Raw genomic sequence first — 24,177 nt, forward strand, 5'->3', positions numbered from 1 at the left:
TCCGGATAAGCGCCCGTTTGTTTAAAACTCAGCTTACAACTTCATCAGAATTCCGATTTAAAATTTGAAAGTAAAGAAGTATGAAAGTTATAGTGCAAAACCCACCACTTAATAACCAAATTTAAAAAATGATTTGTCCTTCTGGAGTAGGCGAGCTAAAGCTGAAATAGCTTAGCAGAAATAAACCTCCACCTAGAAATGAGAGATAGTACGTAAATAATTTACGGTGTCTCCTTAATTATCATAATAACTGGAAAAGTAGGCTGGAATTTCGCAGCGTATATGAAATGATCAAGTTGTAAAATCTGGTCACTGTTTTGAATTTCATCATAGAACAAGTGAGAAAATGGTGTTGAATATTCCCATTCCCAAGGATCAGTTAAAATTGCGCTACCTTCATACCAAGCTGCAACTGTAGAAAACAACAGCAATATAGATGCAATACCTGCCTGTATGAAAAACCTAAACACATTAACACCCCTAATTCTTAATCGACAATATGGACCTCTATATCAAGAAAGATTGTATTTATTATTCAGTTCTCGCACCGATTGTGAAAGATGATGTTTTAATTATTCGTTATCTGAATCTAAATTTTCTCTTGCATTATTGCGATATTCTTTTGGATTTGAAGAATACTTATACACATTGAGATTATATTGTTCTAAATCGTTCTCAGATAAATTGCTTTCCAAATAACTTTCAACTTCCGTTATATCATTTTCATCGTATAAAGTTACAGATAGGGCAGAGTCTGTATCGCCTCTGTCGCCATCAAATTGGGTACTTTGAACACTATATTTATCCCATAATGAATCGACAACTGCTTCTGTGCTATATGGGTCTTTTTACGTCTGCCAAAATAATGCAGATACGACAATAACACACGCCAAACCAACTATTCCCCATTTACTTTTTGCACTCATTTTTTTCTCCCCCCCATTATTCGCTATAAGTATTATTTCATAAAATGCAAGATGGACGCCAATCTCACTCCATTATTGCGCCCGTTATTTAACTTCTAAAACGAATACATAGGAGGCATCACCGTGAGATAAATTTTCTTTTTCTTCATCCATCCACCATACCCCATAATCATAATAATAAATCCCTTTTTCATCGGGAGCTGTAAACTGATTACCTTTTAATTCTACATCAGTTTCTTTATCATTGCTTACCTGTGAAAGATGGACTTCGTTAGGCTTTGGAGTGTATTCCATTCCAAAGGTTATGCTTTCACCAGCTTGAACTTGTATAGGCTCTTGGTCTTTTAATAGTTCAACCGGTCCGACTTTATCAACACACCCGGTTTTCCAGCAGTATGAACCCAGTTTAGTATCATACTTTTTGTTATCCATCTTTATATAGGCATTGGGAGGACTATCTCCTGGTAAGTCCCCATTTTCATCTGTATTATTCGAAAATATGCCATTACAACCACTTAATATAAAAGCTATCAATAAGATAGCTACGACAGTAAACTTCTTCATTGCTCCCACCCTTCTTTTACAAAATTAGACGTTAACGCTTATAAAATGTTTCATACGAATTATTCCATTAACTAGCCCTTATGTACAAAACGGACGCCAGGTCTTATTCCGGAATGCCCAAGGGTTAAGCCAACAATACCAAGTATTAATCCTATAAACGGTATTATGACAAACGCAATTGAAAAAACACCAATAATTAAAGAAGCAGTAGCTTTACCATTAGTTACACTGCTCTCCGAAACTTCAACATTACTCATTTTACTCCCCCTCTGCTTATTACGTTAAATAGTACAATACTCCAAGCTAAATCGCTCAATTCCGGAATACCGGCGCCGCTTCCATTTAATCTTTAATATAAAATTTTTTTCGGTAAAATATTATAGCTGAAATAATAGCTACGGCATATAAAATCACATCTACAATAATCCTATTTGTTGTTGATAACTCAAATAATCGAAGCACACCAATAGTCACCAAAGCAATTATAAAAATCCACAGGTAAAATTTATAACTCAATAATCCTGCCCCCTAATACAACGAATTAGTGACTCGTTAAACTGTCAAACCTCACTATGACGGTTAAATCTTGTTCCTGATAAGCGCCCGATTGCTTAAGACAGTCACAACATAAAAATAACCACTAAAAGTCCTAATGACGTCCAAACAAAAGAATAGCCAATTTTATTTTCATTGGAAATAGTATCCTTTTTCGCTTTATGTATAAGTGCTAAAACAGCCGCATTTATTAAAAATGAAACATAGTAAATTAATACATATATAACCCAACGATTGCTCTGCGTTATTTCGCTTAGTGGTCCTGCCAGAAAAAAAATAAAAACTACAACCAAAGATAAAATAATTATAACAGGCATAATAATATACATTTTATCCCATAATCTGTGCCTTAGAAATGTGTCACTTTTCTTCGTTTGAAAGTACATCACTAAACTAAGTAAACCAATTATTACTACCACGAATAAAGATGTCATCAACACCGACGTATTTATTACATCAGATGAGGAAAATGGTACTCCAATATCTGTCTTAAACATATCTGCTATAAACGCAAGAACTATCAGCAGAACAATTACAATACCTTGAAATGCTGTCCAACGTGAAAAAAATATAATGTATCACTCCGTTTAAATCAATAATTTCGTTAAGTAACCCTGGCTTTTCTCGCAAGACAGAGCGCTACCTTTGTTTCTGATAAGCGCCCGATAACGGAACAATCAACTAACCGCCTTATTGAAATAAATGATGTAATAATCGATCCTTATCTTCAAAAAATTGCTTCATTAAATTGAAGTGGTCTGTCCTTTCTAATTCTGTCTCGTTCATTCCTTCTTCACTAAGCTGAATAATTTTAGAATTTGGATAAGCCATGATTATTGGTGAGTGGGTAGATATTATGAACTGAGAACCTTCATTAACAAGTTCATGAATTCGAGTGAGCATAGACATTTGTCTTAAAGGTGATAAGGCTGCTTCTGGTTCATCTAGGATATATAACCCATTACCCTGAAAACGATTGGTAAATGCTGCGAAAAAGGATTCTCCATGAGATTGTTTATGTAGTGATTTTCCACCAAATGATTCTACAATCTTAGGACCAAAAGACGGGGCTTGATCTAATTCTTCAATATTTGTAGCTAAATTGTAAAATGTTTCAGCCCTAAAGAAAAAATTATCTTTTGCCTTATAAACACCTTTAGACAAGCGCAAATAATGCTCTAAAATGGAATGGGAATCATAATTGGAAAAATTAAAATTCAAGGTGCCTCCTTCGGGGTTGAAGCCAAACTTTATGGCAATACCTTCTAGCAAAGTAGATTTTCCCATACCGTTTTCTCCAATAATATAAGTAACATTAGGATGAAAAAATAATTCCGTGAAATTCCTGATAACAGGTAAATTAAAAGGAAAAGACTCATACGAGAGTATATTTTCCGATTTTTAGATCGAGACTTCTGATATACTGAGTATCGTGATTTAATTTCACTAAAAGGCCCCCTTTCCAGTTATTCTTATTCCCGACTAGCGCCCTATTGTTTAAATATTTATCACTTTTTACTGACAATGATTTTATTGGCGACCATTTTGTTATCTGGGTTATTGCTCCACTCACCTTTTACCCAAATTTGTACCTTTTGATCGACTTTTAGTTTTGAAAATTCTTTTATGACTCCCTTAATCTTGGTCTGGTCATCAACAAAAACCTCATATACTGGATATGATGCTTCAGGATCAACATCATCTGTCCCAACGGTAATGCTAGATTTTTTTACCTCAAGAATGACACCTTGAAAATCCTCCTCGTCTCCTCCATTACTGCATCCTGCCATTACCATTGAGAAAATAAAAATGAAGACAAGGTTAGATACCTTTTTCATAAAGACCACCTTCTTTATTACTTAGACGCATAAAATCTTTCATGGGTTTCAGTTATAATGAGGTCTATCTTCCGCAAAATGGCCCCTATATGCGATAATGGCGCGATCCTTACTAGATAATTGCCCCCGTTTAATGATTAGTACAAGCTAAAACTTTCATCTGTTACTTTCTCATACCCTTTAAGTAGGTCTATCCAATAATCATCAGTAATTCCTTTCTTTTGATAATAATCAAAGAAATCTTGTGGCTGACCTGGTTGCTCTTTAGATTCCTCTTTTGTTGTGAACTTTAAAGTTTCATTGACAACCATACTGTATTTTTTCATTAACTTTTCCATTTTCTCCAATGATGTAATTTGTTCATCTGTCAATTTTATTTCATCATATTCAAAATCTAACTCGTCGAAAAAATGCCTATAATCCTTGTTAACAGAGAGAACAATATCTTCGTTATAATTTTGCAACCGACCAATGGAGTTTCCCATATAACTAATATCTTGTGTATCGAATGCAATGTGATAGAAGCCTTGTTCTAATTCACCAGCTTGTGAACTCGTAATTTTACCACTTTTTAATACTTCTTCTAATATGCCTAAATTGTAATTTGAATAACTTGAAATATGGGCAATTTTATCAACCAATTCATCAGAAAGATAATTTTCATAAGTATCATTTTCTTTTTCAGTAAGTATCCATAAAGTGAAAAAAACGAGAAAACCAATTCCCAATATTACATAAATAACTTTTTGTTGCTTTAGTTTCACGTAACCCCTCCATTTTAAAGGCCAATTTTCCCATTAGATTAAATATAACCTCCGAACGTTGTTCAATTAAATGGCCGATAAAGCAATAGTGGGCGCATTTCTTTATTCCGTGAAAGCGCCCTATTACGGAAAATAGAAAAACATTCATCTATTCCGAAAAAGCCTGTATAAAAAATAAACGCCTCTTTTTAAAAGCAAAGAAGGCGTTTATTTCTTATAAATATCTCCGCGGCTGCCAATTTTCAAAAAAGCACAATAAGATGACCTTGATTGACTTCAAAAATGATACGGAAGTCGCCAACACGCTTCCGGAACGTGCTCGTATAACCTTTCATCCGTGCCACGCTTGTATCTGCAAAAGGATTTTCTACTAATTCCGTCAAGGCGTCCATTATTCGCTTTCGATTTGGTTTATCCAACTTTTTAAGGTACTTGGCCGCTTGTTTATCAATCCTCAGCTCATACATCACAAGTTTCCTTTAATAGTTCATCCAGTGTAACATATTCTCCGTCTTTGACCCGCCCACGAGCTTCGTCCACTTCCCTTTTTGTCTCATCGTTCAATTCCAATTCCTCTTCATCAAATAATTGACGGAAAAAGTCACTCATTCGGGGCAATTTTTCTTCTGGTAATTCGTCCACCAATCGGTGTAATTCTTTCCTGTCGATCATAGCTAATCACCATCCTTTATTTATTATATCATGTTTAAAGGAAAGCTGTTCAGATTTTCTAATTCCAGCGGGCAAAGCCCAAGGGACCATCCTTTATCCAAGAATTGCGCCCGATTGTTGCACTATAATTCACTTAAATTTACCTCTATCACATGGCGTATAACACTTATTTTTTCAATTCCTCACCTTTTTCTTTCAAAAACCCATCAATTTGTTGCTTATGATGACTGTCATGCCATATAAACCCCGCTATATAATTAAAAATTGAATGCGGATAGCCTGAATACTGATCAACTTCTTCCCCATTCAGTGAAAATGTAGCAAAAAAGTCTTCCTCATTCTTTTTCCTTAAATCAAATACAAGCTGCGTTCTTTCTTCCAATTGTTTACCAAGTAAATGTTGTTGAGAAACCCCGGATAATGCGTGATTTGCTGCTTGTTTGTTTAGTGTGTCAAAATCAATACTTTCAATAACAGCATTTAATTTCATTAGCGGCAACGTTTCTTCACGTATGTATTTATCCCAAAATGATATATGACTGATAATCTCAGCCGTAGACCATTTCCCTTCAGCAATTGGCTCAAAGAAAAGGGTTTCTTCCATTAATTTTAAAGATTCCACATAGAAGTTGAAATTCTCAAAGTCATTTATTAGATCTTCTGTTGTGTACATTATGATTACTCCAATCCGATTATTAGCGGTCACCTTCTTGAGCTTATATTTATTTCTGTAATATATCATTATAACAGACCAAAAGTTTCAGCAGGTTTAACATCAAAATAAATTTCGATTTTCAGAACTACAACAGACGGACGCGCTTATTCGATTAGCGCGCCCGTTAGTTCAATATAATGGAGTAAGAATTAAAAAACCCCACATAACCTTACCCCTTTTGTTTAATCTCTGATTGCATACGCATATCTAGTTTAAATGTTTCAGTATTACCATTCCACTCTACTGTCACTTCGACCTCCGTATTTTCAGTAACTTTTGCATTCGTTGAATCTGTTTTATCACTATCCCTGAGAGTACCATCTTCCGCTAATGTAACACCACTTCTACCAAAACTTCCAACACTATCGACACTATAGGTAATATCCCCAACGGATTCAACATCATCACCCTTATATTCAAGCACAAAATCCTGAGTTTCATAGTCATCACTAGTTTGAGTAACTTTTAAATTTGCTGACCATTTTTCTGTCTCTTCAGAAAAACTAAACATTTTGGAGTCGCTTACGCCGCAAGCTGCTAGCAATAGTAATAAACATACCAATAACACCGATATCTTTCTGTACATATTCTTCCCCCCCTTTATTTCATTCATATTCCAACTTCATCTTCAACTCTTCTGTTAGTTAGTTTAAGTATATAATTTCACAAACCCATTCACATTTTAACATAAATATCCAATTTAAAAGGATGAATTCCTCCACAATCTGGCCCTTAAATTGAGTTTGGCACTAATACTTATTCCTGATTAGCGCCCTTTTCCGGAACAATTTTTTACTTCGTTTTAATAGTGCCCCTCACTCTTCAAATCGTTTCTTTATACCTGTAATTCATTATAAAATCCGTATTAATGTGAATACTAAACTTATCCTGACATGTTCTCAAGGAGGTTGCATAATGAATGAAGTGAATGAAAGGAATATCCCCCTAACATCCGCAGAAATTGGTTCTCTTTGGACTGGGTATATGAATGACAGCATGTCGAAATGTATTTTGGGTTTTATGCTGGAGCACATTCAAGATGCAGATATAAAATCTGTTGTACAGCATGCCTATGATCTTTCGTCTAACCATTTGGACACATTAACAGCTATTTTTGAAAATGAACAATTCACCATTCCAAATGGGTTTACCGAACAAGATGTGAATATGAACGCACCGTGGCTTTTTTCAGACATATTTTGTTTGGTGTATGTGAATCATATGGCGAAGGCGGGAATGTTAATGTACGGCGGTTTTGTTTCGATGAGTTACCGGGATGATGTATGTAACTACTTTGTACAGGCGTTAAATGAAACCAGTAACCTTTATAAACAATCACTCGAAACTGGTCTTTCCAAGGGGATAGTTTCCAGACACCCGTATATTGACGTTCCCAAAGAAACAGACTATGTTGACAGTAAAAAGTATTTAAGTGGCTTAAACCCTTTCAATGATAAACGTCCATTAAATGCTGTTGAGATTTCTCATTTGTATCAGAACGTCCTAACAAATTCAATAGGAATGCACTTATGCATTGCATTTGCTCAAACATCACCATCAAAAGATGTACAGAATTTCATGCTTCGTGGAAAAGACATCTCAAAAAAGCATTTGAAAATTTTTGCAGATACACTTATGAAAGATAATATTGAATCTGCACAGACGAATGTATATTTAAGTGACTCCACAACTCAGACTTTTTCAGATAAATTAGTGATGTTTCACATGGATTTGCTTGTATCTACGGGAATGGGGAATTATTCTACTGCAGCATCTGCAAGCCAACGAAGTGATTTGATGATTAATTATGAGCGATTATCATTTGAAGTTGCTCGGCTTGCCAAAAGCGGAGCAGACATCATGATTAAACACAATTGGCTGGAACAACCACCTGGAGTAAAGGATTCTAAAAAATTAGCGAAGAACAAACAAAAAGGATGAACTTAAAATGGAAAAATAAATAAGAAGGTGACATTATGCGTTATGTTCCTATTCCTACGAATGCACAAAATAACCTTTTAGATCGATCACGGATAAATATCAAGGGAAAAGTTAGTATTTGAAAGCGGTTGAATCCCTATTATGGAGCATCGCATTACCGGGATTTGGTCAATTATTAAATAAAATGTATATCAAAGGATTTGTATTTATTTTATTAGAGTTTTTGATTAATGTACTGGGAAATTTTAACGAAGTTATTATTTTAAGTTTTCAGGGGAACGTGGAAATGGCAGTTGAACAGGCAAATTATCAGTGGCTTATGTTTTATCCATGTTTATACTTTTTTGCGATGTGGGATGCGTATAAGGATGCAGGTGGAGGAAAAGAGCCTTATGCCTTTTTACCATTTGTTTTTTCAGCTTATTTTGTGACGGTGGGAACGATCTATTCATCAAAAATAACGTTATTCGGTCAATTATTAGGAGTTATTTGGCTTCCAATGTTGAGCGTACTCCCGGGATTATTTGTAGGATTATTATTAAAAAGATACTTACAAAAAAAGCTGACCTTATGATCAGCTTTTTTCCGCGGAAATGTTTAACACAAATAAACTTATTTTCTCTTAATTATAATCCAAATATCGGAAAATTAGTAACAATTAAGTTGTTCTTTTATTCAACAAAATGGCCCTATAGATCAATAAAGAGCGCAATTCTTATTCCAAAATTGCGCCCGATAATGGAACAACTGTAAAGCTAATGATGAAGCTTTTTTAAAGGCTTCGTTTCCCTGGCCATGCTCCTTGCATTTTACTAAGGAATACAATTTGCCCAATATGATATGCGTCGTGCATTGCTAAACTCTTCAGTTCAAGCACTAATGAATTATCTTCTCCTGGGATCTGTCTATACAAATCTTCATGTTCTGATCTTGCTAGTATTTTTCCAAGCTCACGATGAACATAAAAGTATTCTTGTTTTGTTTTATTCCAATTTTCTAATGTCTCAGTTGGTAATCGAAATGTATCTTCATTTACTTCTGCCTGGGGTTCATTCTCTGTTTCACCAAGAAATCGCATCAGATATCTCTTTTCATAGAAAAGTAAATGACAAACTAATTCCCAAATGGAATTCATTTCCCCGTCAGCTGGTTTCCAGATGGCCTGTTCAAACGTAATATCCTCTAGCACTTTTTCAAGCGGTGGAAACCAGTCTTGTTCATCTAAGCAGCTTGCCCATTGTTGTAACAAAAGTGTCTTTACATCCATTTTCTATTCCCTCCAATTGAATCCGCTTTAATAAATAATCCCCCAATGATCTTCAATCAGTTACCTTGTGATCCCCTGAAGCTTCCGAATGTATAGGATTTGTCCTATATGATATGAATCATGCATTGCTATATCCTCACCTAGAACTACCTTAAGTGAAGTTCTTTCATCACCTGCTAGTTCATCAAACCGGGAATCATCTAATTGTGAGACAGTCTCCTGCATTTCCCTAAAAAGCGAATAAATTTGTTCAATTGTTTTCTGCCAAACTGCATCACTCGTGTCTTCGGGCATTTCAAAGGTAGCATCATTATCAACATTTGTTTCAGATTGGGCTTTTCCTTGGAATTGATTAAGCATGCGTGAATTCCAAAAAATCAGATGGTTTACTATTTGCCAGATGGAATGTCCCTCTTTCGCTGGTTGCCAGGATGCTTGTTCAGCTGTCAAACCTTTAATGGCATCCATTTCTTGTGATCGACGGTCAAATAACGAAAGGATCATCTCTTTTGTCATCTAATCACTCCTCAATTTTAAATCAATATTTCCTATTTTAATTAATTCTACTTGATCTTTTAAACTCCTGCTTATTCCGTTAAATCAATTCAGGAAGGACGTTTTTATGCTTTGTCCCAAGATTTTACATTGGTGAAGTGATCTTTCCTGTTAAAGATAAATAAGTAGCTAACAAGATTACTACAGCTAATGGGGCAAACAAAACCCTTTATCATTATGCAGATAGGTAAGGGTTTGAAGTTATCGTCCCCTTTTCCCTCTGCCCACACCGCACGTGCGACTTTCATCGCATACGGCGTTCCAACTAATCCAATTTCAATTAATCATTGGCACTTTGGGTGCCTCAATTCTTCCGTTTCAATAAGTCGGTGCCGTCCATTGGAAGATGAACCTCTATTAGTCTTACAAGAACCTTATTGCCCGTTAAAGATTTGCCTTGCATGATTAAATGAATCTTTTATTAGTCTAGTGGCTATCCCTCCACGTTCGTTACACGTTTCAATGGTACTGTGCCACCACTTTCACTGATATGAAGAAAAGTTATACATTCACTATTTTCACAAATGCTTTCCTTTCCAACGTTTCATCGAGAGTAAGCCCTCCACGTTATCAGCTTACAACGTTGAATTATGTCTATTATGGAATAAACTTAGGTGCTTCCTATGAGCCTGTTAGCATTGCATGTGCCTGTAACACAAGATGGATTTTCATATTGCGGATTCTTACTCATCCACAGCTAACCCTACATATGGTAGTAAATATATTTCTATATAATGCCAGTCTAGGCCCGTACCTTCAGAAGTTCGTCAGCAATACAGTATCTTATTGTATTTTACATTGCATTCTCACCATATCTGTTCAACCCAAGCACCATGATTTACACCACCCCATCGGGTAGGATTTCGTCAGCTTGACTGTTACGGTAAATTCTCACGCCTATTAGCCGAGCTTATAACACACTATTTCTTACTAAACAGCGTGCTATTCGACGCAGGGGGAGCCTTTCAGAGCGTTACTTCCTCATTCGACTCCTCGACATAACCCTTCAGTAAAAAAAAAACCTAAAACTGCCTGACCTTTACCGAAATTGTGTGACCACATTTCATTTGAGTCAGGAACGTTTCGCACCAACAATCTGGCCCTATTCAGAAAGACGAACTATTCAATTACCGCGCCCGTTAGCGAAACAATCAGTCTTAACACATGTTATTGCAATAATTTATTCTGTTTGGCAAATCTGCCCAGCAAAAAAAATCCAGTAGACTAATCGTTATATTCGTAAATACAGCACCCTTCAATAGCTGTTCAATTTGATTTTTAGGAATGAAGGAAATATTCATAATGACTTTACCCATATCGTCTGCTTTGGATTTCTCGTATCCAGCATCCAGAAAAAAGCTTCTCCATACGTTTATTCTGTTATTTATATATAATACAATGTAAGAATCACATATTCAGACCTTATCTTAATCAGAAAGGAGATAATAAAATGGAAAACTTTTATCTGTTTGTCATTATGTGTATTTTTCTAATTATTTTACCTGGACCCGATATTGCCATTGTTACCAAAAACACTCTCACCGTTGGGAGAATCGGGGGTCTTAAAACAGCTTTAGGTATTTGTTGTGCCATTCTTATCCATACTTCTGCTGCTGTATTAGGACTATCAGCAATCATTATGAAATCAGCGTTTTTATTTTCTGTCTTCAAATACGTTGGCGCTGTTTACTTAATTTATCTGGGTGTTAAGACTTTATTGTCTTTAAGGAAAAGGGAAGAAGCAGCAAGTGTTGAGATGAACACAAAAAGCCAGTTTAAAAACACATCTTGTTTTAAACAAGGATTCCTTACCAATATCCTAAATCCCAAAGTTGCTGTCTTTTTCTTAACTTTTTTGCCTCAATTCGTGGACTCTGGAAGCAATACCTTTCTACCGTTTCTTATAATGGGTATCATCTTTACTGTATTGACTGCCATATGGTATTTACTTTATGTCTATTTAATTAATCAGATTAGTGCTTTTATGAAAAAACCTAAAGCACAAAATATTATTGAAGGAATCACAGGTACTATACTGATAGGTTTTGGTATAAAACTAGCTCTAGAAAAGACTCATAATTAGATTATTTTTATTTATAAGGTAAGACGGACCCTTGATTTTCCAAAATCGAGGGGGCTTATTTTTTGCCGGATAACTTATCTTTATCAATCTTGTTTAGATGCTTAATACAATTTATTTAAAAATTACACCTTTTCCACAACACGTTATTCAAGAATACGGCCCTACAGTGGCAAATTAGGCGCTATCCTTTATTTCCGGATTAGCGCCCGATTGAAAAATAAACGAAAGTTAAAACCTGATTCTTTTTTACGTGTAACTTAATTACTCGTAAGTGACTGTTTGAATTCATCTACTCTACTATTCATTTGATTTGGTTTAACACTAAACTCTGGCGTCTGGTAATTTGGTAACCAATTCACTCCTACCGTGAAAACGTTAGCCTGATTGCCAGCCAAAATGTCAGCATTACTATCTCCCAAAAAAACAGTTTCATTGTTTTTTACGGCAAGCTGTTCCAATGCCTTATTGACTCCCTCGGGATGGGGTTTCGGGTTGTTAACGTCATCTCCCGTAATAATGACGTCAAATAAGTCGTTCATATTAAGGTGTTCTAAGGAAATAAATAAACTTCTTTTTGCTTTTCCTGTCACTATCCCTAATTTATAACCTTCACTTTTTAAAAACAATAGCAAATCGTTTATTTCCTTATTATCAAGAACAAGCTCACGATGTCGTTCATTATATTTCTCATAATATAATTCTATTGCTTTAATATGGTTAGGATCCGTAAGATTTTCTCTAATAATTCCAGTCTCAGATGGACCAAACATAGCCTTAACTTCATCTGTAGTAACATCAATATTGTCAAATTCTTTGAATACAGTTTGAAATGCATAAAAGCAAATTGGCAAAGTATCAGCAAGAGTACCATCAAAATCAAAAATGATTGCTTTCATAACCACACATCCTTAACAAAAAATTTTATCCAAGGGTTTAGAAATCTGACTGTTAGTCCAATTCATTATTCCATTAAATGGTCCTTATGTATAGAACGGGCGTAGGTCTTATTCCGGAATGGCGCCCGATTGCTTAGGATTAATGGTAACAATTTCATTGATTAATTTCTATTATCCTTGTTACTGCTCTATTTATTCGGAGCATTGGACAACATCTAAAATCAATTTCTAAAAAATTATCACATGGGCTACAGCAACAATTATATATTTTATATCTAAGCGTGCACCACTTTATCCACATAAAAAACCAGTCGCTTTATTAAACGATATTTGTTACAAACCTCAATTACTCCAAGAACTTTTCATATAAATTTATCACGTATGAAAAGATGTTCAGATATACACTAAGATTGTCGAAAAAGGATTACATATATTTGTATAGGGAAAAAGAAAGTAAACACAGAGATTGGAGGTATAGATAGGTTGTCCTATGATGCAGTATTTAGTTGTATGAACGAATTTGTTGAGATGGAAGATATAGTGATTTATCCCTACCCTGATCGTCCATATGGTATACAAATTATTGATCAGGAAGGTGATTTCATCATATTCTTTTTCGACGTCAAAATAGAGCAAGTGGTTTGTATATTTAAAGATGCGGAGGAATTTTGGTTCCGAACATAAAAGGGATTGCCGAACATAATGAAAAATAAATCATAATATCCGTCAAACAAACTTTCAACATTAAAAAGGGTTTGCTATTACTATTCAAATAATGCAAAGAGTACTTTTCCTTCCCTCTCTTCATAAGTACAAATTACTTCTTAAACAGTTTCAATTTATCCCTAAAAATGCTGGAGTGCCAAAACATGTGATTAAGTCTTTAGTCAAAAAAGATTCTTAAAAATAAATCATTATAAAGGGGGGGAGGTAAATGGTTCGCAACAGTGACCAAAAGATGGTACAAGAATTTGAAGAAAAATTAAAAAGACCATTAACGGAGAGCGAATTAGAATTTATATCGTGGTTGATTCAAAAACAAATGAAATCAAGTGCACACGGAATTTCAAAATCCAATAATAATCATGAATAATAATTCTAAAGGTGCATCCAAAAAATTCCTTAAAGGTAATGTGGAAGATACCTTTCTATCCCCCTACCAATAAACCTATTTCAAGATGTTTACTTCAAAACTAAATAATGACGCACAATCACCAACCAGTCATTTCTGGTTGGCTTTATAATATGATTGATGAACCCAGCGATGCAATATTGGCGCTAAGCTTTATTAGGGAAAAGCGCCCGATTGCTTAATGATATTACTTATTTTTATTTCTTTTATTAATTGGAATTGAGGATACAGCAAGCACTATACCTACTAAGATAATGCCTGAAATAATAATCCTTTATAGCCGCTATATAGAATCATTAATTCATCTCTGTAATAGAAATGAATTACTCCCAAAATAATTACTAATGACCAGCCAATTATTCCAAGAGTGATTCTCGTTTTCATTACAAATCATCCTAACCTTTACTCCATAATACGGTCCAATTCATAAAGACAGTCACAATGATTTATTCAACTCTTGCGCCCGTTGTTTCAAAAAAGATCACAAACATTGAAATGAAGAATGCTACAACTAAGATTAGTTTTATATAACCACCGTATTTCGGCTTTTCGTGTTTCTTTTCTAGAAATTGTGTATAGTTTACAAGAAAAAATAATCCGATAAATAATATAATAGACCCTACCATATCATCTCGGATAACCATAGCCTGCAATGCCATAAGTGCTATTAAGTAATAACCCAAGTACCCCATTGTAAATTGGAGAATATGATTCATAACGCTCCTCCTCGTATTTTTCTTAAGCAACCTAACCCTTATGTATTGGAAGGTCGCTAAGTCTTATTCCATGCTTGCGCCCGATTAAATAAGATTATCTCTTACTTTTTCTGAAAAAGTTTGAACCAATCAATAATGCGGTTCCTATAACAATCAGAGGAATTGAAAAGGAAGTGAGAAGTTTAGGTGTACCTGTAACATCTGAAATTGTTTCATTAAATGCAGCGCCAAAGGCAAAGATCCACATTCCAGTGAATGCAATTACTTTTCCTGTTCGGTTAAACCTCTTTAAAAACATCTATACACCCCTTTTTGTTCCGCGAATGCGCCCGTTTCCAGTATAAAATATAGATCTAATATTTATGATTATTCCGAATCCAAGAATGACTCACCATTTTTGTCTTTGTTATATAAGATAATTATTTCTTCTTGATCACCATCTGTACCATCATCGTTCCAGGTAACAGTCATATAGATTTCATCAATCTTTTGAAATTCTTTTAAAATTTCTTCTTCACCCTCGATGGTTCCAGTAGTCTTTTCAGTGATATCCGCTTCCCCAGATACGGAGCCGCCATGAAATCTGTTTTCTTGACCGTCAACAACTGCATAAACGCTATAACTAAGGAAGTCCGCTGTCTGCCTATCTTCGTCCTTCATTTTCAGCATTCCGTTCCCCGCCTTATAACCTTCGGGTGTCATCATGATTTCATACCCAGCTAGTTTCCAATGATCACTTTCACCGTACAGAGATAAATAATAATTCGTTTCTGTCTGCTTTTTGGGTTCTGTATCTTCGGTATTACACGCTGATAATACAGCCAATAAAAGGATCAAGCTAATTAGGATTCGCTTCATGTCATCACACCTCGACCTAATTCAATAATCTGGCCCCAATTTTCAGTGATGGCGCTTTTCTTTATTAGGGAAAAGCGCCCGATTATTGAACAATTATATTGACTTACAAAACGATATTTACAGCAATGACATTTACTCCATTGATAAACATATGCAAAATAATTGGAGCATAAACACTTCTATACTTTTGATAAAGATAAGCAAACGATAGCCCCATCATAAACAATGCTGGGATGATCAAAGGTATTCCGTGCGCAAGTGTAAATAGAAGCGAACTCCCAATTACTGCAACAGGTGTACTAAATTTGTTTTTTAAGGCTTGTAACAATCCACCTCTAAAAATAATTTCTTCTAAAATCGGAGTGAATATAGCATAAGCCAAAAAAACCAAGATAAAAATAAAAGGGGTAAATTCCATTATCTGTGCAGAACTTTGCGTATCTGGAAGGTTCCTGCTGTCGCCAAAAAATACAACCAAAAAAACTAACTCTACCAACAAAATCAGGAACCAGCATAAAGGTACTTGCCAAACCAGATTTATTAATTGATTTTTCTTCAATGGAATAAATCCCAATGAATCCCAACCTAAACCATTCTTTCTAAGTAAGTGTTTATTAATTGTAAGCATTATCATAATGAAAAACGGAATGAAAATGATACCAACAAAATATAAGACTGAATCTGGATTATCCGGATTAAAAAACAAAAATAATATAATAAAACCTATTATTGATATTGTTATTAACCATCCCAGACTAATCATTATAGTTTTTATTATATCTTTAAAACTAAATCGCATTACAAAAATCTCCTCAAGCATCAACCAACATTTTGAAGTGTAAGATGTTAAACTAAGTCCTCTGGATTCTGTGCATACCATTCAGCAAAGCCACAATTAGTACATACGAAGGGATTTATACGAGTAACTTTCTTATTTTTAAAAAGCTGTTCCCCTTGTGGGTTTTTCACAGGTATTCCCTTTAATCCTTGGTCAGCATAACACTCTATCATTTGGCCCCCGCATTTTTCACAGTAATTTTCACGATTACCCATCACTTAGATTCCACCTTATCATTAATTGCTTTATTTATTTTACGTTAGACAATTGGTTAAAGTTTCATTTTGAACATTGATTACTTGTTGAATTCTTCCACAAAATGGCCCTTATATCCGATATTGGCGCGATTTCCTTATTAGGGAAAAGCTCCCTATTCATGAATAAACATATACCTTGTTAAAGCTGTTTTCTCATAGAAACAACCTTAATTTTTATACCATTTGACTTATGTACTACTTTCTCATCATAGACACTATAACCCATATTAATTATCTCTTCCTAGTGTTTATTTCAGGAGCAGACATAAAATTCTTGTTGTCAACACCTATATTTGGGAGTTTATCACTAAGGCTGATACAATTACAATAGTTCTAGTATAGCAGAACACTAAAAATATGATTGATTTTATGTTAATATATATTTAATAACTTATTAGGGAAGGACACGTGACCTATGCGAACACCGTTTCATCCGTCCAAAGAGGACATTCATTTCTCATCTGTTATGCATGCTTTGAGTGAACCGATCCGATTAAATATTGTAAGAGAATTATTACTTGACCCTTCAGCGGATTGTTCCGAAATGTATACGGATATGCCAAAATCAACACGTTCACACCATTTTCGGGTTCTTCGGGAGTCCGGGGTAACACGCACAGAAGTGAACGGATCTTTACATCATGTTTCTTTACGTCATGAAGACTTGAACACACGCTTCCCAGGGTTGTTGGACACCATCGCTAAGGCAAACGAACCTCTTTAAATGGACGTTTTCCTGCAAGGTAAAGGGGGCGAAATGAAAATTGGAAAAATGCGGCGCATATTGAGAGGGGGGGATGCCTGTATCAATAAAAATGAATCATAATCCTATGGTCAATTTTACCAAAAAGGAGATGCAGCATGACAACGGAGCTGATTTGAATTTCTCCGAAAGCGTGTACCGCGTCCAACTAACATATGGCTTCGGCCTGCCTTGAGAAAATTTGGTTTTTCTTTATAAGCCCTCGGTGGAATTATACAAACAATAATATTTCCGATTAGGAGAAAGGAAGAAGAGATGTGAACATCTTAAAAGTATATACCCCCATTTTTATACAAAACGACCAGCTGGAGGAAAGTATTGCTTTTTATGAAGAATTACTTGGGGAACGTAGCGGTTTGCGCTTCTTGTTTCGCGCAGGTGGTCTAGAGATAGCAACAGTGGGCTCGATACTCCTGGTTGCAGGCTCAGAAGATGCAATAGCGCCTGTGAAAGAGATGAAACTAGCACTGCTCGTTGATTCGCTCCATGAGTGGAAAGAAGAACTTATCAAGAAGGGAGTAACTATTCTCTCGGAGCCTCAAGAAGTTCCGACAGGCTATAACATGTTTGTACGACATACAGATGGCTCACTTGTTGAGTATATTGAGTGGGTAAATGAAAAGGTCGATGCTATCAACCTCATCAAGAATAAGAGGGATATTAAATAATTAAAATTTATGATGAATAATAGAAATACAACAGAATTGCCCCTAAGTAAACAAAAGGCAGGGATCATCACCCCTGTCTTTTGTTTTGTCTGTGTATCCCACAAGGGTAGGTTTTATTGAAACAATCGGTTGCCAACAGTTAAATGGGAGAATTACAGTCCCATAAAGGTTGTTTCAAAATAAAAAAGACCGAATGGCCAAAAACCAGTCAGTCTTCGTTATAATATTTATTCAACTAGTGTGCCCTTATGAGAATGACGAGCGCAGCTCTTATTCGATAACCGCGCCCGTTTGAGGAAGATTAAGGGTGAATTTAACCACACGCTAAAATTTGCTGTGGACAGTACTTTAAGAGACAGGAACATACATACACCAAAAAAGATCTTCGTTTCCATCCACGTGGGTAGCGGAATGAATGCGGAAATGATAGGTTTGGCCCTGCTCATCATTTATCGAAATGAAACTAACCTTCTTCTGCTCAATATGATGCTGTTCCCATAGATTTTGAAACAACTTGCTTTGCTGTTTTAGATTTAAAAGGAGTTGATTAAGAATGGGGTCCTCCGGAAAGCGGTCATAAATGCCCCGAAAGACTGCAACCGAATAGGTTGAAAACTCGTCCCAATTTTGAATGCGATCCCGAATACTTCCCTCCAAAAATAGAAGTTGTAGTAAATATCGTTCTTCGGAAGCACAAGAAGAAAACGGAAAAAGCATTGTTTCGGCCCCGCGATTCCAAAAAATAACCTTGGAACGCTGATCTGTAATGAAGGATGGAAATGGTAAATCGTCGATTGTGGCTTGTAATGAATCATTATATTGTTCTTCATTCGGCAATGATAATGCTTCATTATACGCTAAGCTGAATAGATGTTCTTTCTCGTCAGGACTAAGTTGTAACGCTTGGCCAATATTCATTAAAACATCCCGTGAAGGTTGAATGTCTTTTCCCTGTTCTAACCATGTATAATACGTCACACTAACGTGGCTAAGATAAGCAACCTCTTCCCGGCGCAGACCCGGAGTTCTTCGTTTTCCCGAGGTCATGTGGATACCGGCTTCTTCAGGCGGAACCCGTTCTCGCCTGGACTTTAAAAATTGGCCAAACACCTTGGAATGTACACTTTTTTGCATAATACTTGATTCATTCCTTTCTCATTGCATTACCAGTATAGCTTTCATTTTGTTTAAGATAAAATGATTTGTCCAACTTAACTGGTTGATATAGGTGTTTTGGTATGGGCAATTTTTACATCCTGTTACTATCATTACTAGTATAAACATGCAGTGGTTGTAGCCGCGTTTATTCGTTAAGATAAAAGCATATCACAAATTAAAGGAGGACATTCTAATGATTTATAATCAAGACATTCCAAAACGAAAGCTCGGGAACGAAGGGCTGGAGGTTTCCGCTATTGGACACGGTACGATGACCATGCCCGACAACCAATCTTCTGTTGATACAATTCTAGGAGCTTTGGATAATGGTGTCACTTTGTTTGACACCGCAGACCTTTACGGAAATGATGGTTATCTTGAGGCAAGGTTTGGAGATAATGAAAAGCTATTGGGCAAGGCATTAAAGGGAAGGCGTGATAAAGCTGTAATCGCAACAAAATTTGGAATCACTCATAATCAAGGTTTTAAGGGGGATCCGGCTTATGTTAAAAAGTCCGTTGACGCTAGTCTGTATAGTCTCGGAATTGATTACATTGATCTCTACTATCAGCATCGGTATGACCCGAATGTTCCTATCGAAGAAACTATTGGGGCCTTAGATGATCTAGTTAAACAGGGTAAAGTTCGCTATATCGGCCTGTCAGAAGCGCCAGCTGATATCATTCGTCGCGCACATGCGGTACATCCGATTACCGCAGTGGAAACGGAATATTCCTTGTGGAGTAGAGATGTAGAAGACGAAGTTCTGCCGCTACTCAAAGAACTAGGAATTGGTCTCGTCCCATACAGTCCGCTAGGCAGGGGATTCTTGACAGGTCAGGTTAAAAAATTGGATGATCTCTCAAAGGATTACCCACAGGAAATGTATTCTCGTTTTCAAGGTGAAAACTTCACTAAAAATGTAGAGTTAGCCTCTCGCATAGAAAAAATGGCTATGCAAAAAGGATGTACGACTGCACAGCTTGCGTTAGCATGGCTGTTGGCACAGGGAGATCAAATCGTCCCCATTCCAGGAACCAAGCGGTTAGAAAGAGTTAAAGAAAATCTCGAAGCCACTCAAATTTCCCTTACAAATGAAGACCTAGCGGAAATTGAACGTATATCACCGAAGGGAGCAGCCTCCGGAAGCAGGTTCTAATTGACTAATTTATTGTTTAAAATGCAAAAAGGCTTGGGCTATTCTTCTGAAATGTAGTCCAAGCCTTTTTTAAGAAGTATGACACCATACTTATTCCTGATTAGCGCCCGATTGCTTAAAACCGAATTTTAATCCTTTAATACTTGCAACAGTTGTAAACCATCAGATGGGAGACCATTATATCCTCCCATCCACCGAGGATATTTTACAGGAATCATTGTTGCAAAGAACTGGATGAAATTAAATGTTGCTGTCCAGCCTAACAAAGAACGCAATTCACTTTGAGAAACTATCAATGCTATCACTCCAAATAAAAGTGCAAGTAATAATGACATTATAGGTCCCCCGGCAAGTGCAATAGCTTTTTGTCGTTTAAGTAAACCTTTTCCCCAATATGCGAAACCTATATAAGACCACTGTATATGAAAGTGAAGCCTTCCCATTCTGAAATTTTCTTTATTATTCTTATTAATTTTACCCAAGTAAATATGTACATTTGAATTTGAAGTAGAGACAGCGCCAATTCCATGCCCTATCTCATGCAATAAGATACAGATTGGCACAACTAGAATAAAGAAAATTAAATATAATAACAGATTCTTCCCTCCATTCTTTGTTCTAGTTTCAATATTGGAATATTGCCCTTTTATCCAATTTAGTCGTTATTACTTATTCCTGATAAGCGCCCGTTTGATGAATAGTTCCTATACACTTGGTATAAAGGACTGATCTCGCACTACAACCGTTTCTGGAACAAATCGAATTAAAATGTTACCCATCCTCTAAATCCTCGAATCTTGGTTCCCATTTTTCCTCTGCTGATCCTAGGTAACGCGTTAATAATCGTGTCGCAATTCCTTTAATGGTTCTACGGTAGCGCGTCCCTTAAACCCTACGTGTAATACCTTTCCAGTGATGTGATTAAAGTCAACTATACCGATGGCACATTCAGGGGTTTCTTCTATCCTCCGTGGAAAGCTATCTGAAGAGGGAGATCCGATAATCCAAATACACTCATTTTCCCAGTGATACCAAACAGGAGATTCCCTTGGCCCTTCCTGTGATAAAGTCGAAAGATGTGCAAATAATGGTTTCATTAGAAATTCATCCAAGTTAAAACTTCGGTTTCCTCTGATAACTTTCAATTCCTACACCCTTTCCAATAGGTGATTCTTTCTTAACACCAAATTTAGCAGTCTATTCAAAATTTAAACCCTTAGCGAGCCACGGAAACCTCTGGCGCCATAGTAAGAGGACGGACCGCTGTGATACACGAAGACGTGTCCGGCATAGCAATCACAAAAAAGCGCACCGCCAAGTTCTCTAATATCAGAAGGAGTTTTCACCCAACTTGACGTTTTCATATCGAAATCTCCAAGTTTCTGCAATTCCCGATATTGACCTTCCGTTAATAGTTCAATGCCTATAGCAGTTGCCATATCAATCGCATTATTTTCCGGTTTATGTTTTTTCCTTGACTCCAGCGCTTGACGGTCATAACAGACACTTCTACGACCTTTAGGACTTTCTTTCGAGCAATCATAAAAAATGTATTCATCTTTATCATGACCAACAACATCAGGTTCTCCACCAGTTTCTTCCATTTTGTTGAGCGACCACAGTTTCTTAGGATTAGATTCCAACCTTCCCTGGACGTTAGTCCATTCAAGATTTACATGGCGGTTCATGTTTTTCTCAAAACGGTGTTTTAATGTACTAAGGAATTCTTCACGTTGTTTTGGTGACAATTCCTTTTTATTACCGATTTTATTTCCCTTTGTCATGTTAATTCCTCCTTTTTATATGACTTCTCTATACTTAGGACTTATTCCTTTGGAATTTTAAAAAAAATACATCTGATTTAACCCATGAAGGGCCTCCAATACCAGTAAATATGAGTCGCAACGAGGTTCTAATAACCAGGAAAAACATCTTTTTTGATATTTCGTTTTGAAATATTATTATTCTGTAAGTCAGTGGAAATGGAATCTACCATTGACTTAGATCCTGAAATAAAGTATTGGCCATTATTTGCATAGGAGGTGGTAAATGCATCTATCTCCTGCTGTAAGTCCTCCCTTGAATCAAGGTAAGTTACACTTATGGAAGTGCTATTAGCAATGTTATCAAGCTCATCTTTAAATAGATATAACTTTTGGCTATCCATGTAGAGTAGGTTAATTTGTTGCTCAACTCTATTTCCTTCTGTCTCTATTTGTTTTAACATGGATCGAAATGGGGTAATTCCCATTCCGCCTGCAATCAAGAGGGTGGGGCTGTTATCTTTTAAATAAAATGATCCCACAGGCCCGCTCATCTTAATCTTCATTCCCTTTTCTAATTCTAGTAACGCGTTCTTAAAGTCACTTGGGTTATCACTAATACTCGTTGTTATTTTAATTGTATTTTCTGCAGGGGCAGCAGACACACTGAACGGTCGTATAGGTTTTTTGACGGTATTATGAATAATATTAAACAAACCATGCTGTCCTGCCTGCCAAGTTACATCTTTATCATTTTCAAAGACAAATGTATATACATTCTCTGCTTCTTTGTAGCTTTCTAAAAATAATAACTCCCTCTTTTTGAATATGCCTAATGCATCTTTAACAAAACTCATCTTTCCGACCTCCTGATTTGACAATTATTATCCTAAAACGGTCTGAGGTTGCTTTCAATCATTAAATAACTTTTCATCGTAACCGCTTTCTTTCCACTTTGTATAGGTTTAGTTATGATCCCGAAAGTTAAAAAACAGATCACGTGTTGGATATGGATACCATTTTGTGATCTGTTTATGATACTCAGCTATTTCTCACGATTAGGGAAAGGAGATGTTTTCGTACGGAATGCGGTTATTGCTCCAACACTTTTTCGAGCTGCTCACCAAATTTCGTCCAACTATATTTTGCTCCTTCGAGAGCTCCTTTAGTGGCTTTTGTTTCTTCACTGAATCCAGTTTGATCGAAATGTAGATGAGTCCCATCTGAACTTTTTGTCAATGTCCATGTAATAGTAGTCTTTTCTCCGGCACTTTCCCAAGTGTAAGATAATTTATTAGGCTTCTCTACTTCGAGTACTTCACCATCTACAATTCCATTCCACCATTCATTCGGCTCAGCCCTGAATTGAAATTTATGCCCAACAACTGGTTTAAAGTCATTTTCCCAAATCCATTTTGTAAGCATATCCGATTCAGTTAATGCGTTCCACACTTGTTCAATTGAACTTGTAAATTGAAAATCTAATGATACATCTGATTTCATTTTTTGTCCCTCCAACAAATGATTTAATTTTACAATTCTTTCTTTCCAGAAATCTTCGTAAAAAGACACCCAATCTTGAATCTCTTTCAACGGAGTGGCATTCAAGCGATACCTTGTTTCTCTGCCTGCTTTTCTGCTAGTTACAAGCCCCGCCTCTTTTAGAATTGCTAAATGCTTTGAAACTGCAGTACGTCCCATTTCAAAGTGAACAGTTAAGTCATAAAGAGGTAATTCTTCTGCATCCGCCAATAGGCGGAGTAGCTTTCGTCGGTTTGAATCGGCAACAGCCTCATAAACATCCCTATCTGTTCCTATTTCGTTCAACATCACCCTCCCCTTAATCCTCACAATTCAAAAAGACACTTGTAGGTGTCCTATTTGGTTTTAATAATACGACACCTTTAAGTGTCGTGTCAAGAATTTCCTTGATAAAATATTTTGTAAACAGTCAACTTAACTCCCCTTTGTATCATCCTATAACTTTAAAACATATCTTCATTATTTCAAATATAAATACCCTAATTAACAACCAACTGTTATTCAACAATATGGCCCGTTAATGGAATAATCACTTTATTTTCACCTT

General features: G+C 36.0%; 32 protein-coding genes and 3 pseudogenes. 8 read left to right on the forward strand and 27 right to left on the reverse strand.

The genetic code is table 11. The annotated features are described in order from the left end of the window. Positions 1 to 221: 221 nt before the first annotated feature. From G6R02_RS20100 to G6R02_RS13065, 12 genes and pseudogenes are all read right to left on the reverse strand, one after another. A complete protein-coding gene (locus G6R02_RS20100; RefSeq protein WP_246202558.1) occupies positions 222 to 470 on the reverse strand; it encodes a YjdJ family protein in 249 nt (82 codons plus the stop codon). Positions 471 to 572: 102 nt separating this feature from the next. Next, positions 573 to 821, reverse strand: a pseudogene (locus G6R02_RS20470) (YolC/YozM family protein); the annotation flags it as partial. Between the two features lie 189 nt (positions 822 to 1,010). Beyond that, positions 1,011 to 1,490 (reverse strand): hypothetical protein, encoded by a 480-nt coding sequence (locus G6R02_RS13020; protein WP_164669668.1) that lies wholly within the window; start codon positions 1,488 to 1,490, stop codon positions 1,011 to 1,013. Between the two features lie 71 nt (positions 1,491 to 1,561). Continuing rightward, on the reverse strand, positions 1,562 to 1,747 hold the full coding sequence (locus tag G6R02_RS13025; protein WP_164669669.1) for a hypothetical protein: 186 nt from the start codon (positions 1,745 to 1,747) through the stop codon (positions 1,562 to 1,564). Positions 1,748 to 1,832: 85 nt separating this feature from the next. Beyond that, entirely contained in the window at positions 1,833 to 2,006 is a 174-nt protein-coding gene (locus tag G6R02_RS13030) for a hypothetical protein (RefSeq protein ID WP_164669670.1), read from the reverse strand. Between the two features lie 729 nt (positions 2,007 to 2,735). Beyond that, positions 2,736 to 3,492: pseudogene (locus tag G6R02_RS13035) on the reverse strand (AAA family ATPase). Between the two features lie 61 nt (positions 3,493 to 3,553). Beyond that, entirely contained in the window at positions 3,554 to 3,883 is a 330-nt protein-coding gene (locus G6R02_RS13040; protein WP_164669671.1) for a hypothetical protein, read from the reverse strand. Positions 3,884 to 4,020: 137 nt separating this feature from the next. After that, on the reverse strand, positions 4,021 to 4,647 hold the full coding sequence (locus G6R02_RS13045; RefSeq protein WP_164669672.1) for a hypothetical protein: 627 nt from the start codon (positions 4,645 to 4,647) through the stop codon (positions 4,021 to 4,023). 242 nt (positions 4,648 to 4,889) lie between these two features. After that, a complete protein-coding gene (locus tag G6R02_RS13050) occupies positions 4,890 to 5,114 on the reverse strand; it encodes a type II toxin-antitoxin system RelE family toxin (RefSeq protein ID WP_164669673.1) in 225 nt (74 codons plus the stop codon). Further along, positions 5,107 to 5,319, reverse strand: a complete 213-nt coding sequence (locus G6R02_RS13055) for a hypothetical protein (protein WP_164669674.1) — start codon at positions 5,317 to 5,319, stop codon at positions 5,107 to 5,109. The genes G6R02_RS13050 and G6R02_RS13055 overlap by 8 nt, the downstream gene beginning before the upstream one ends. A gap of 166 nt (positions 5,320 to 5,485) precedes the next feature. Beyond that, positions 5,486 to 5,992, reverse strand: coding sequence for a DinB family protein (locus G6R02_RS13060; RefSeq protein ID WP_164669675.1), 507 nt, complete (start codon positions 5,990 to 5,992; stop codon positions 5,486 to 5,488). 211 nt (positions 5,993 to 6,203) lie between these two features. Further along, complete coding sequence (locus tag G6R02_RS13065) at positions 6,204 to 6,620, reverse strand: hypothetical protein (protein ID WP_164669676.1); 417 nt, start codon at positions 6,618 to 6,620, stop codon at positions 6,204 to 6,206. 338 nt (positions 6,621 to 6,958) lie between these two features. Here G6R02_RS13065 and G6R02_RS13070 point away from each other — a divergent pair, with 338 nt between their 5' ends. Together G6R02_RS13070 and G6R02_RS13075 are read left to right on the forward strand one after the other, a co-directional pair. Further along, complete coding sequence (locus G6R02_RS13070) at positions 6,959 to 7,975, forward strand: DUF3231 family protein (RefSeq protein ID WP_205520220.1); 1,017 nt, start codon at positions 6,959 to 6,961, stop codon at positions 7,973 to 7,975. A gap of 118 nt (positions 7,976 to 8,093) precedes the next feature. Next, a complete protein-coding gene (locus G6R02_RS13075; protein WP_164669678.1) occupies positions 8,094 to 8,549 on the forward strand; it encodes a hypothetical protein in 456 nt (151 codons plus the stop codon). Positions 8,550 to 8,747: 198 nt separating this feature from the next. Here the strand turns inward: G6R02_RS13075 and G6R02_RS13080 are convergent, their stop codons facing one another. Both G6R02_RS13080 and G6R02_RS13085 read right to left on the reverse strand, forming a co-directional pair. Further along, on the reverse strand, positions 8,748 to 9,242 hold the full coding sequence (locus G6R02_RS13080) for a DinB family protein (protein WP_164669679.1): 495 nt from the start codon (positions 9,240 to 9,242) through the stop codon (positions 8,748 to 8,750). Positions 9,243 to 9,302: 60 nt separating this feature from the next. Next, the gene (locus G6R02_RS13085) at positions 9,303 to 9,758 is read right to left on the reverse strand and encodes a DinB family protein (protein ID WP_164669680.1); all 456 of its coding nucleotides are present in this window, start codon (positions 9,756 to 9,758) and stop codon (positions 9,303 to 9,305) included. A 1,489-nt stretch (positions 9,759 to 11,247) separates the two neighbouring features. Between G6R02_RS13085 and G6R02_RS13090 the strand changes: the two genes are divergently transcribed. Then, positions 11,248 to 11,880 carry a LysE family translocator gene (locus G6R02_RS13090; RefSeq protein ID WP_164669681.1) on the forward strand — a complete coding sequence of 211 codons (633 nt, stop codon included), beginning with the start codon at positions 11,248 to 11,250 and terminating at the stop codon, positions 11,878 to 11,880. 257 nt (positions 11,881 to 12,137) lie between these two features. Here the strand turns inward: G6R02_RS13090 and G6R02_RS13095 are convergent, their stop codons facing one another. Next, positions 12,138 to 12,776: an HAD family hydrolase gene (locus G6R02_RS13095; RefSeq protein ID WP_164669682.1), complete on the reverse strand. Its 639-nt coding sequence runs from the start codon at positions 12,774 to 12,776 to the stop codon at positions 12,138 to 12,140. Between the two features lie 483 nt (positions 12,777 to 13,259). Here G6R02_RS13095 and G6R02_RS13100 point away from each other — a divergent pair, with 483 nt between their 5' ends. Together G6R02_RS13100 and G6R02_RS13105 are read left to right on the forward strand one after the other, a co-directional pair. Further along, positions 13,260 to 13,460 carry a hypothetical protein gene (locus G6R02_RS13100; RefSeq protein WP_164669683.1) on the forward strand — a complete coding sequence of 67 codons (201 nt, stop codon included), beginning with the start codon at positions 13,260 to 13,262 and terminating at the stop codon, positions 13,458 to 13,460. Positions 13,461 to 13,710: 250 nt separating this feature from the next. Next, on the forward strand, positions 13,711 to 13,869 hold the full coding sequence (locus tag G6R02_RS13105) for a DUF3684 domain-containing protein (protein WP_164669684.1): 159 nt from the start codon (positions 13,711 to 13,713) through the stop codon (positions 13,867 to 13,869). Positions 13,870 to 14,154: 285 nt separating this feature from the next. On the opposite strand, the gene G6R02_RS13110 is transcribed toward G6R02_RS13105, so the two are convergent. The 6 genes from G6R02_RS13110 to G6R02_RS13135 form a co-directional block, all read right to left on the reverse strand. Further along, the gene (locus G6R02_RS13110) at positions 14,155 to 14,292 is read right to left on the reverse strand and encodes a hypothetical protein (protein ID WP_164669685.1); all 138 of its coding nucleotides are present in this window, start codon (positions 14,290 to 14,292) and stop codon (positions 14,155 to 14,157) included. 62 nt (positions 14,293 to 14,354) lie between these two features. Beyond that, positions 14,355 to 14,624, reverse strand: coding sequence for a hypothetical protein (locus G6R02_RS13115; protein WP_164669686.1), 270 nt, complete (start codon positions 14,622 to 14,624; stop codon positions 14,355 to 14,357). Positions 14,625 to 14,718: 94 nt separating this feature from the next. Continuing rightward, positions 14,719 to 14,922: a hypothetical protein gene (locus tag G6R02_RS13120; protein WP_164669687.1), complete on the reverse strand. Its 204-nt coding sequence runs from the start codon at positions 14,920 to 14,922 to the stop codon at positions 14,719 to 14,721. Positions 14,923 to 14,990: 68 nt separating this feature from the next. Further along, a complete protein-coding gene (locus G6R02_RS13125; RefSeq protein ID WP_164669688.1) occupies positions 14,991 to 15,482 on the reverse strand; it encodes a lipoprotein in 492 nt (163 codons plus the stop codon). Between the two features lie 103 nt (positions 15,483 to 15,585). After that, the gene (locus G6R02_RS13130) at positions 15,586 to 16,281 is read right to left on the reverse strand and encodes a CPBP family intramembrane glutamic endopeptidase (RefSeq protein ID WP_164669689.1); all 696 of its coding nucleotides are present in this window, start codon (positions 16,279 to 16,281) and stop codon (positions 15,586 to 15,588) included. Between the two features lie 47 nt (positions 16,282 to 16,328). Continuing rightward, positions 16,329 to 16,538 (reverse strand): hypothetical protein, encoded by a 210-nt coding sequence (locus G6R02_RS13135; RefSeq protein ID WP_164669690.1) that lies wholly within the window; start codon positions 16,536 to 16,538, stop codon positions 16,329 to 16,331. A gap of 454 nt (positions 16,539 to 16,992) precedes the next feature. On the opposite strand from G6R02_RS13135, the gene G6R02_RS13140 reads away from it, so the two are divergent. Both G6R02_RS13140 and G6R02_RS13145 read left to right on the forward strand, forming a co-directional pair. Next, the gene (locus G6R02_RS13140) at positions 16,993 to 17,301 is read left to right on the forward strand and encodes an ArsR/SmtB family transcription factor (protein ID WP_164669691.1); all 309 of its coding nucleotides are present in this window, start codon (positions 16,993 to 16,995) and stop codon (positions 17,299 to 17,301) included. 296 nt (positions 17,302 to 17,597) lie between these two features. Then, on the forward strand, positions 17,598 to 18,008 hold the full coding sequence (locus G6R02_RS13145) for a VOC family protein (RefSeq protein WP_164669692.1): 411 nt from the start codon (positions 17,598 to 17,600) through the stop codon (positions 18,006 to 18,008). Positions 18,009 to 18,356: 348 nt separating this feature from the next. On the opposite strand, the gene G6R02_RS13150 is transcribed toward G6R02_RS13145, so the two are convergent. After that, positions 18,357 to 19,142, reverse strand: a complete 786-nt coding sequence (locus tag G6R02_RS13150; RefSeq protein WP_164669693.1) for a helix-turn-helix transcriptional regulator — start codon at positions 19,140 to 19,142, stop codon at positions 18,357 to 18,359. A 235-nt stretch (positions 19,143 to 19,377) separates the two neighbouring features. On the opposite strand from G6R02_RS13150, the gene G6R02_RS13155 reads away from it, so the two are divergent. Continuing rightward, on the forward strand, positions 19,378 to 20,325 hold the full coding sequence (locus G6R02_RS13155; protein WP_164670411.1) for an aldo/keto reductase: 948 nt from the start codon (positions 19,378 to 19,380) through the stop codon (positions 20,323 to 20,325). A 128-nt stretch (positions 20,326 to 20,453) separates the two neighbouring features. Here the strand turns inward: G6R02_RS13155 and G6R02_RS20105 are convergent, their stop codons facing one another. The 5 genes and pseudogenes from G6R02_RS20105 to G6R02_RS20120 all read right to left on the reverse strand — a co-directional run. Then, positions 20,454 to 20,660 (reverse strand): hypothetical protein, encoded by a 207-nt coding sequence (locus G6R02_RS20105; RefSeq protein WP_246202560.1) that lies wholly within the window; start codon positions 20,658 to 20,660, stop codon positions 20,454 to 20,456. 873 nt (positions 20,661 to 21,533) lie between these two features. After that, positions 21,534 to 22,109, reverse strand: coding sequence for a DUF4256 domain-containing protein (locus G6R02_RS13170; protein ID WP_164669695.1), 576 nt, complete (start codon positions 22,107 to 22,109; stop codon positions 21,534 to 21,536). A 128-nt stretch (positions 22,110 to 22,237) separates the two neighbouring features. Continuing rightward, on the reverse strand, positions 22,238 to 22,945 hold the full coding sequence (locus tag G6R02_RS13175) for an FAD-dependent oxidoreductase (RefSeq protein WP_164669696.1): 708 nt from the start codon (positions 22,943 to 22,945) through the stop codon (positions 22,238 to 22,240). Between the two features lie 235 nt (positions 22,946 to 23,180). Continuing rightward, positions 23,181 to 23,591: an SRPBCC family protein gene (locus tag G6R02_RS20115; RefSeq protein WP_246202627.1), complete on the reverse strand. Its 411-nt coding sequence runs from the start codon at positions 23,589 to 23,591 to the stop codon at positions 23,181 to 23,183. Positions 23,592 to 23,729: 138 nt separating this feature from the next. Next, a pseudogene (locus tag G6R02_RS20120) lies at positions 23,730 to 23,918 on the reverse strand (metalloregulator ArsR/SmtB family transcription factor); the annotation flags it as partial. Positions 23,919 to 24,177 lie beyond the last annotated feature (259 nt).

It is taken from the genome of Virgibacillus doumboii, from assembly GCF_902806455.1.
Taxonomy (GTDB): domain Bacteria; phylum Bacillota; class Bacilli; order Bacillales; family Amphibacillaceae; genus Lentibacillus; species Lentibacillus doumboii.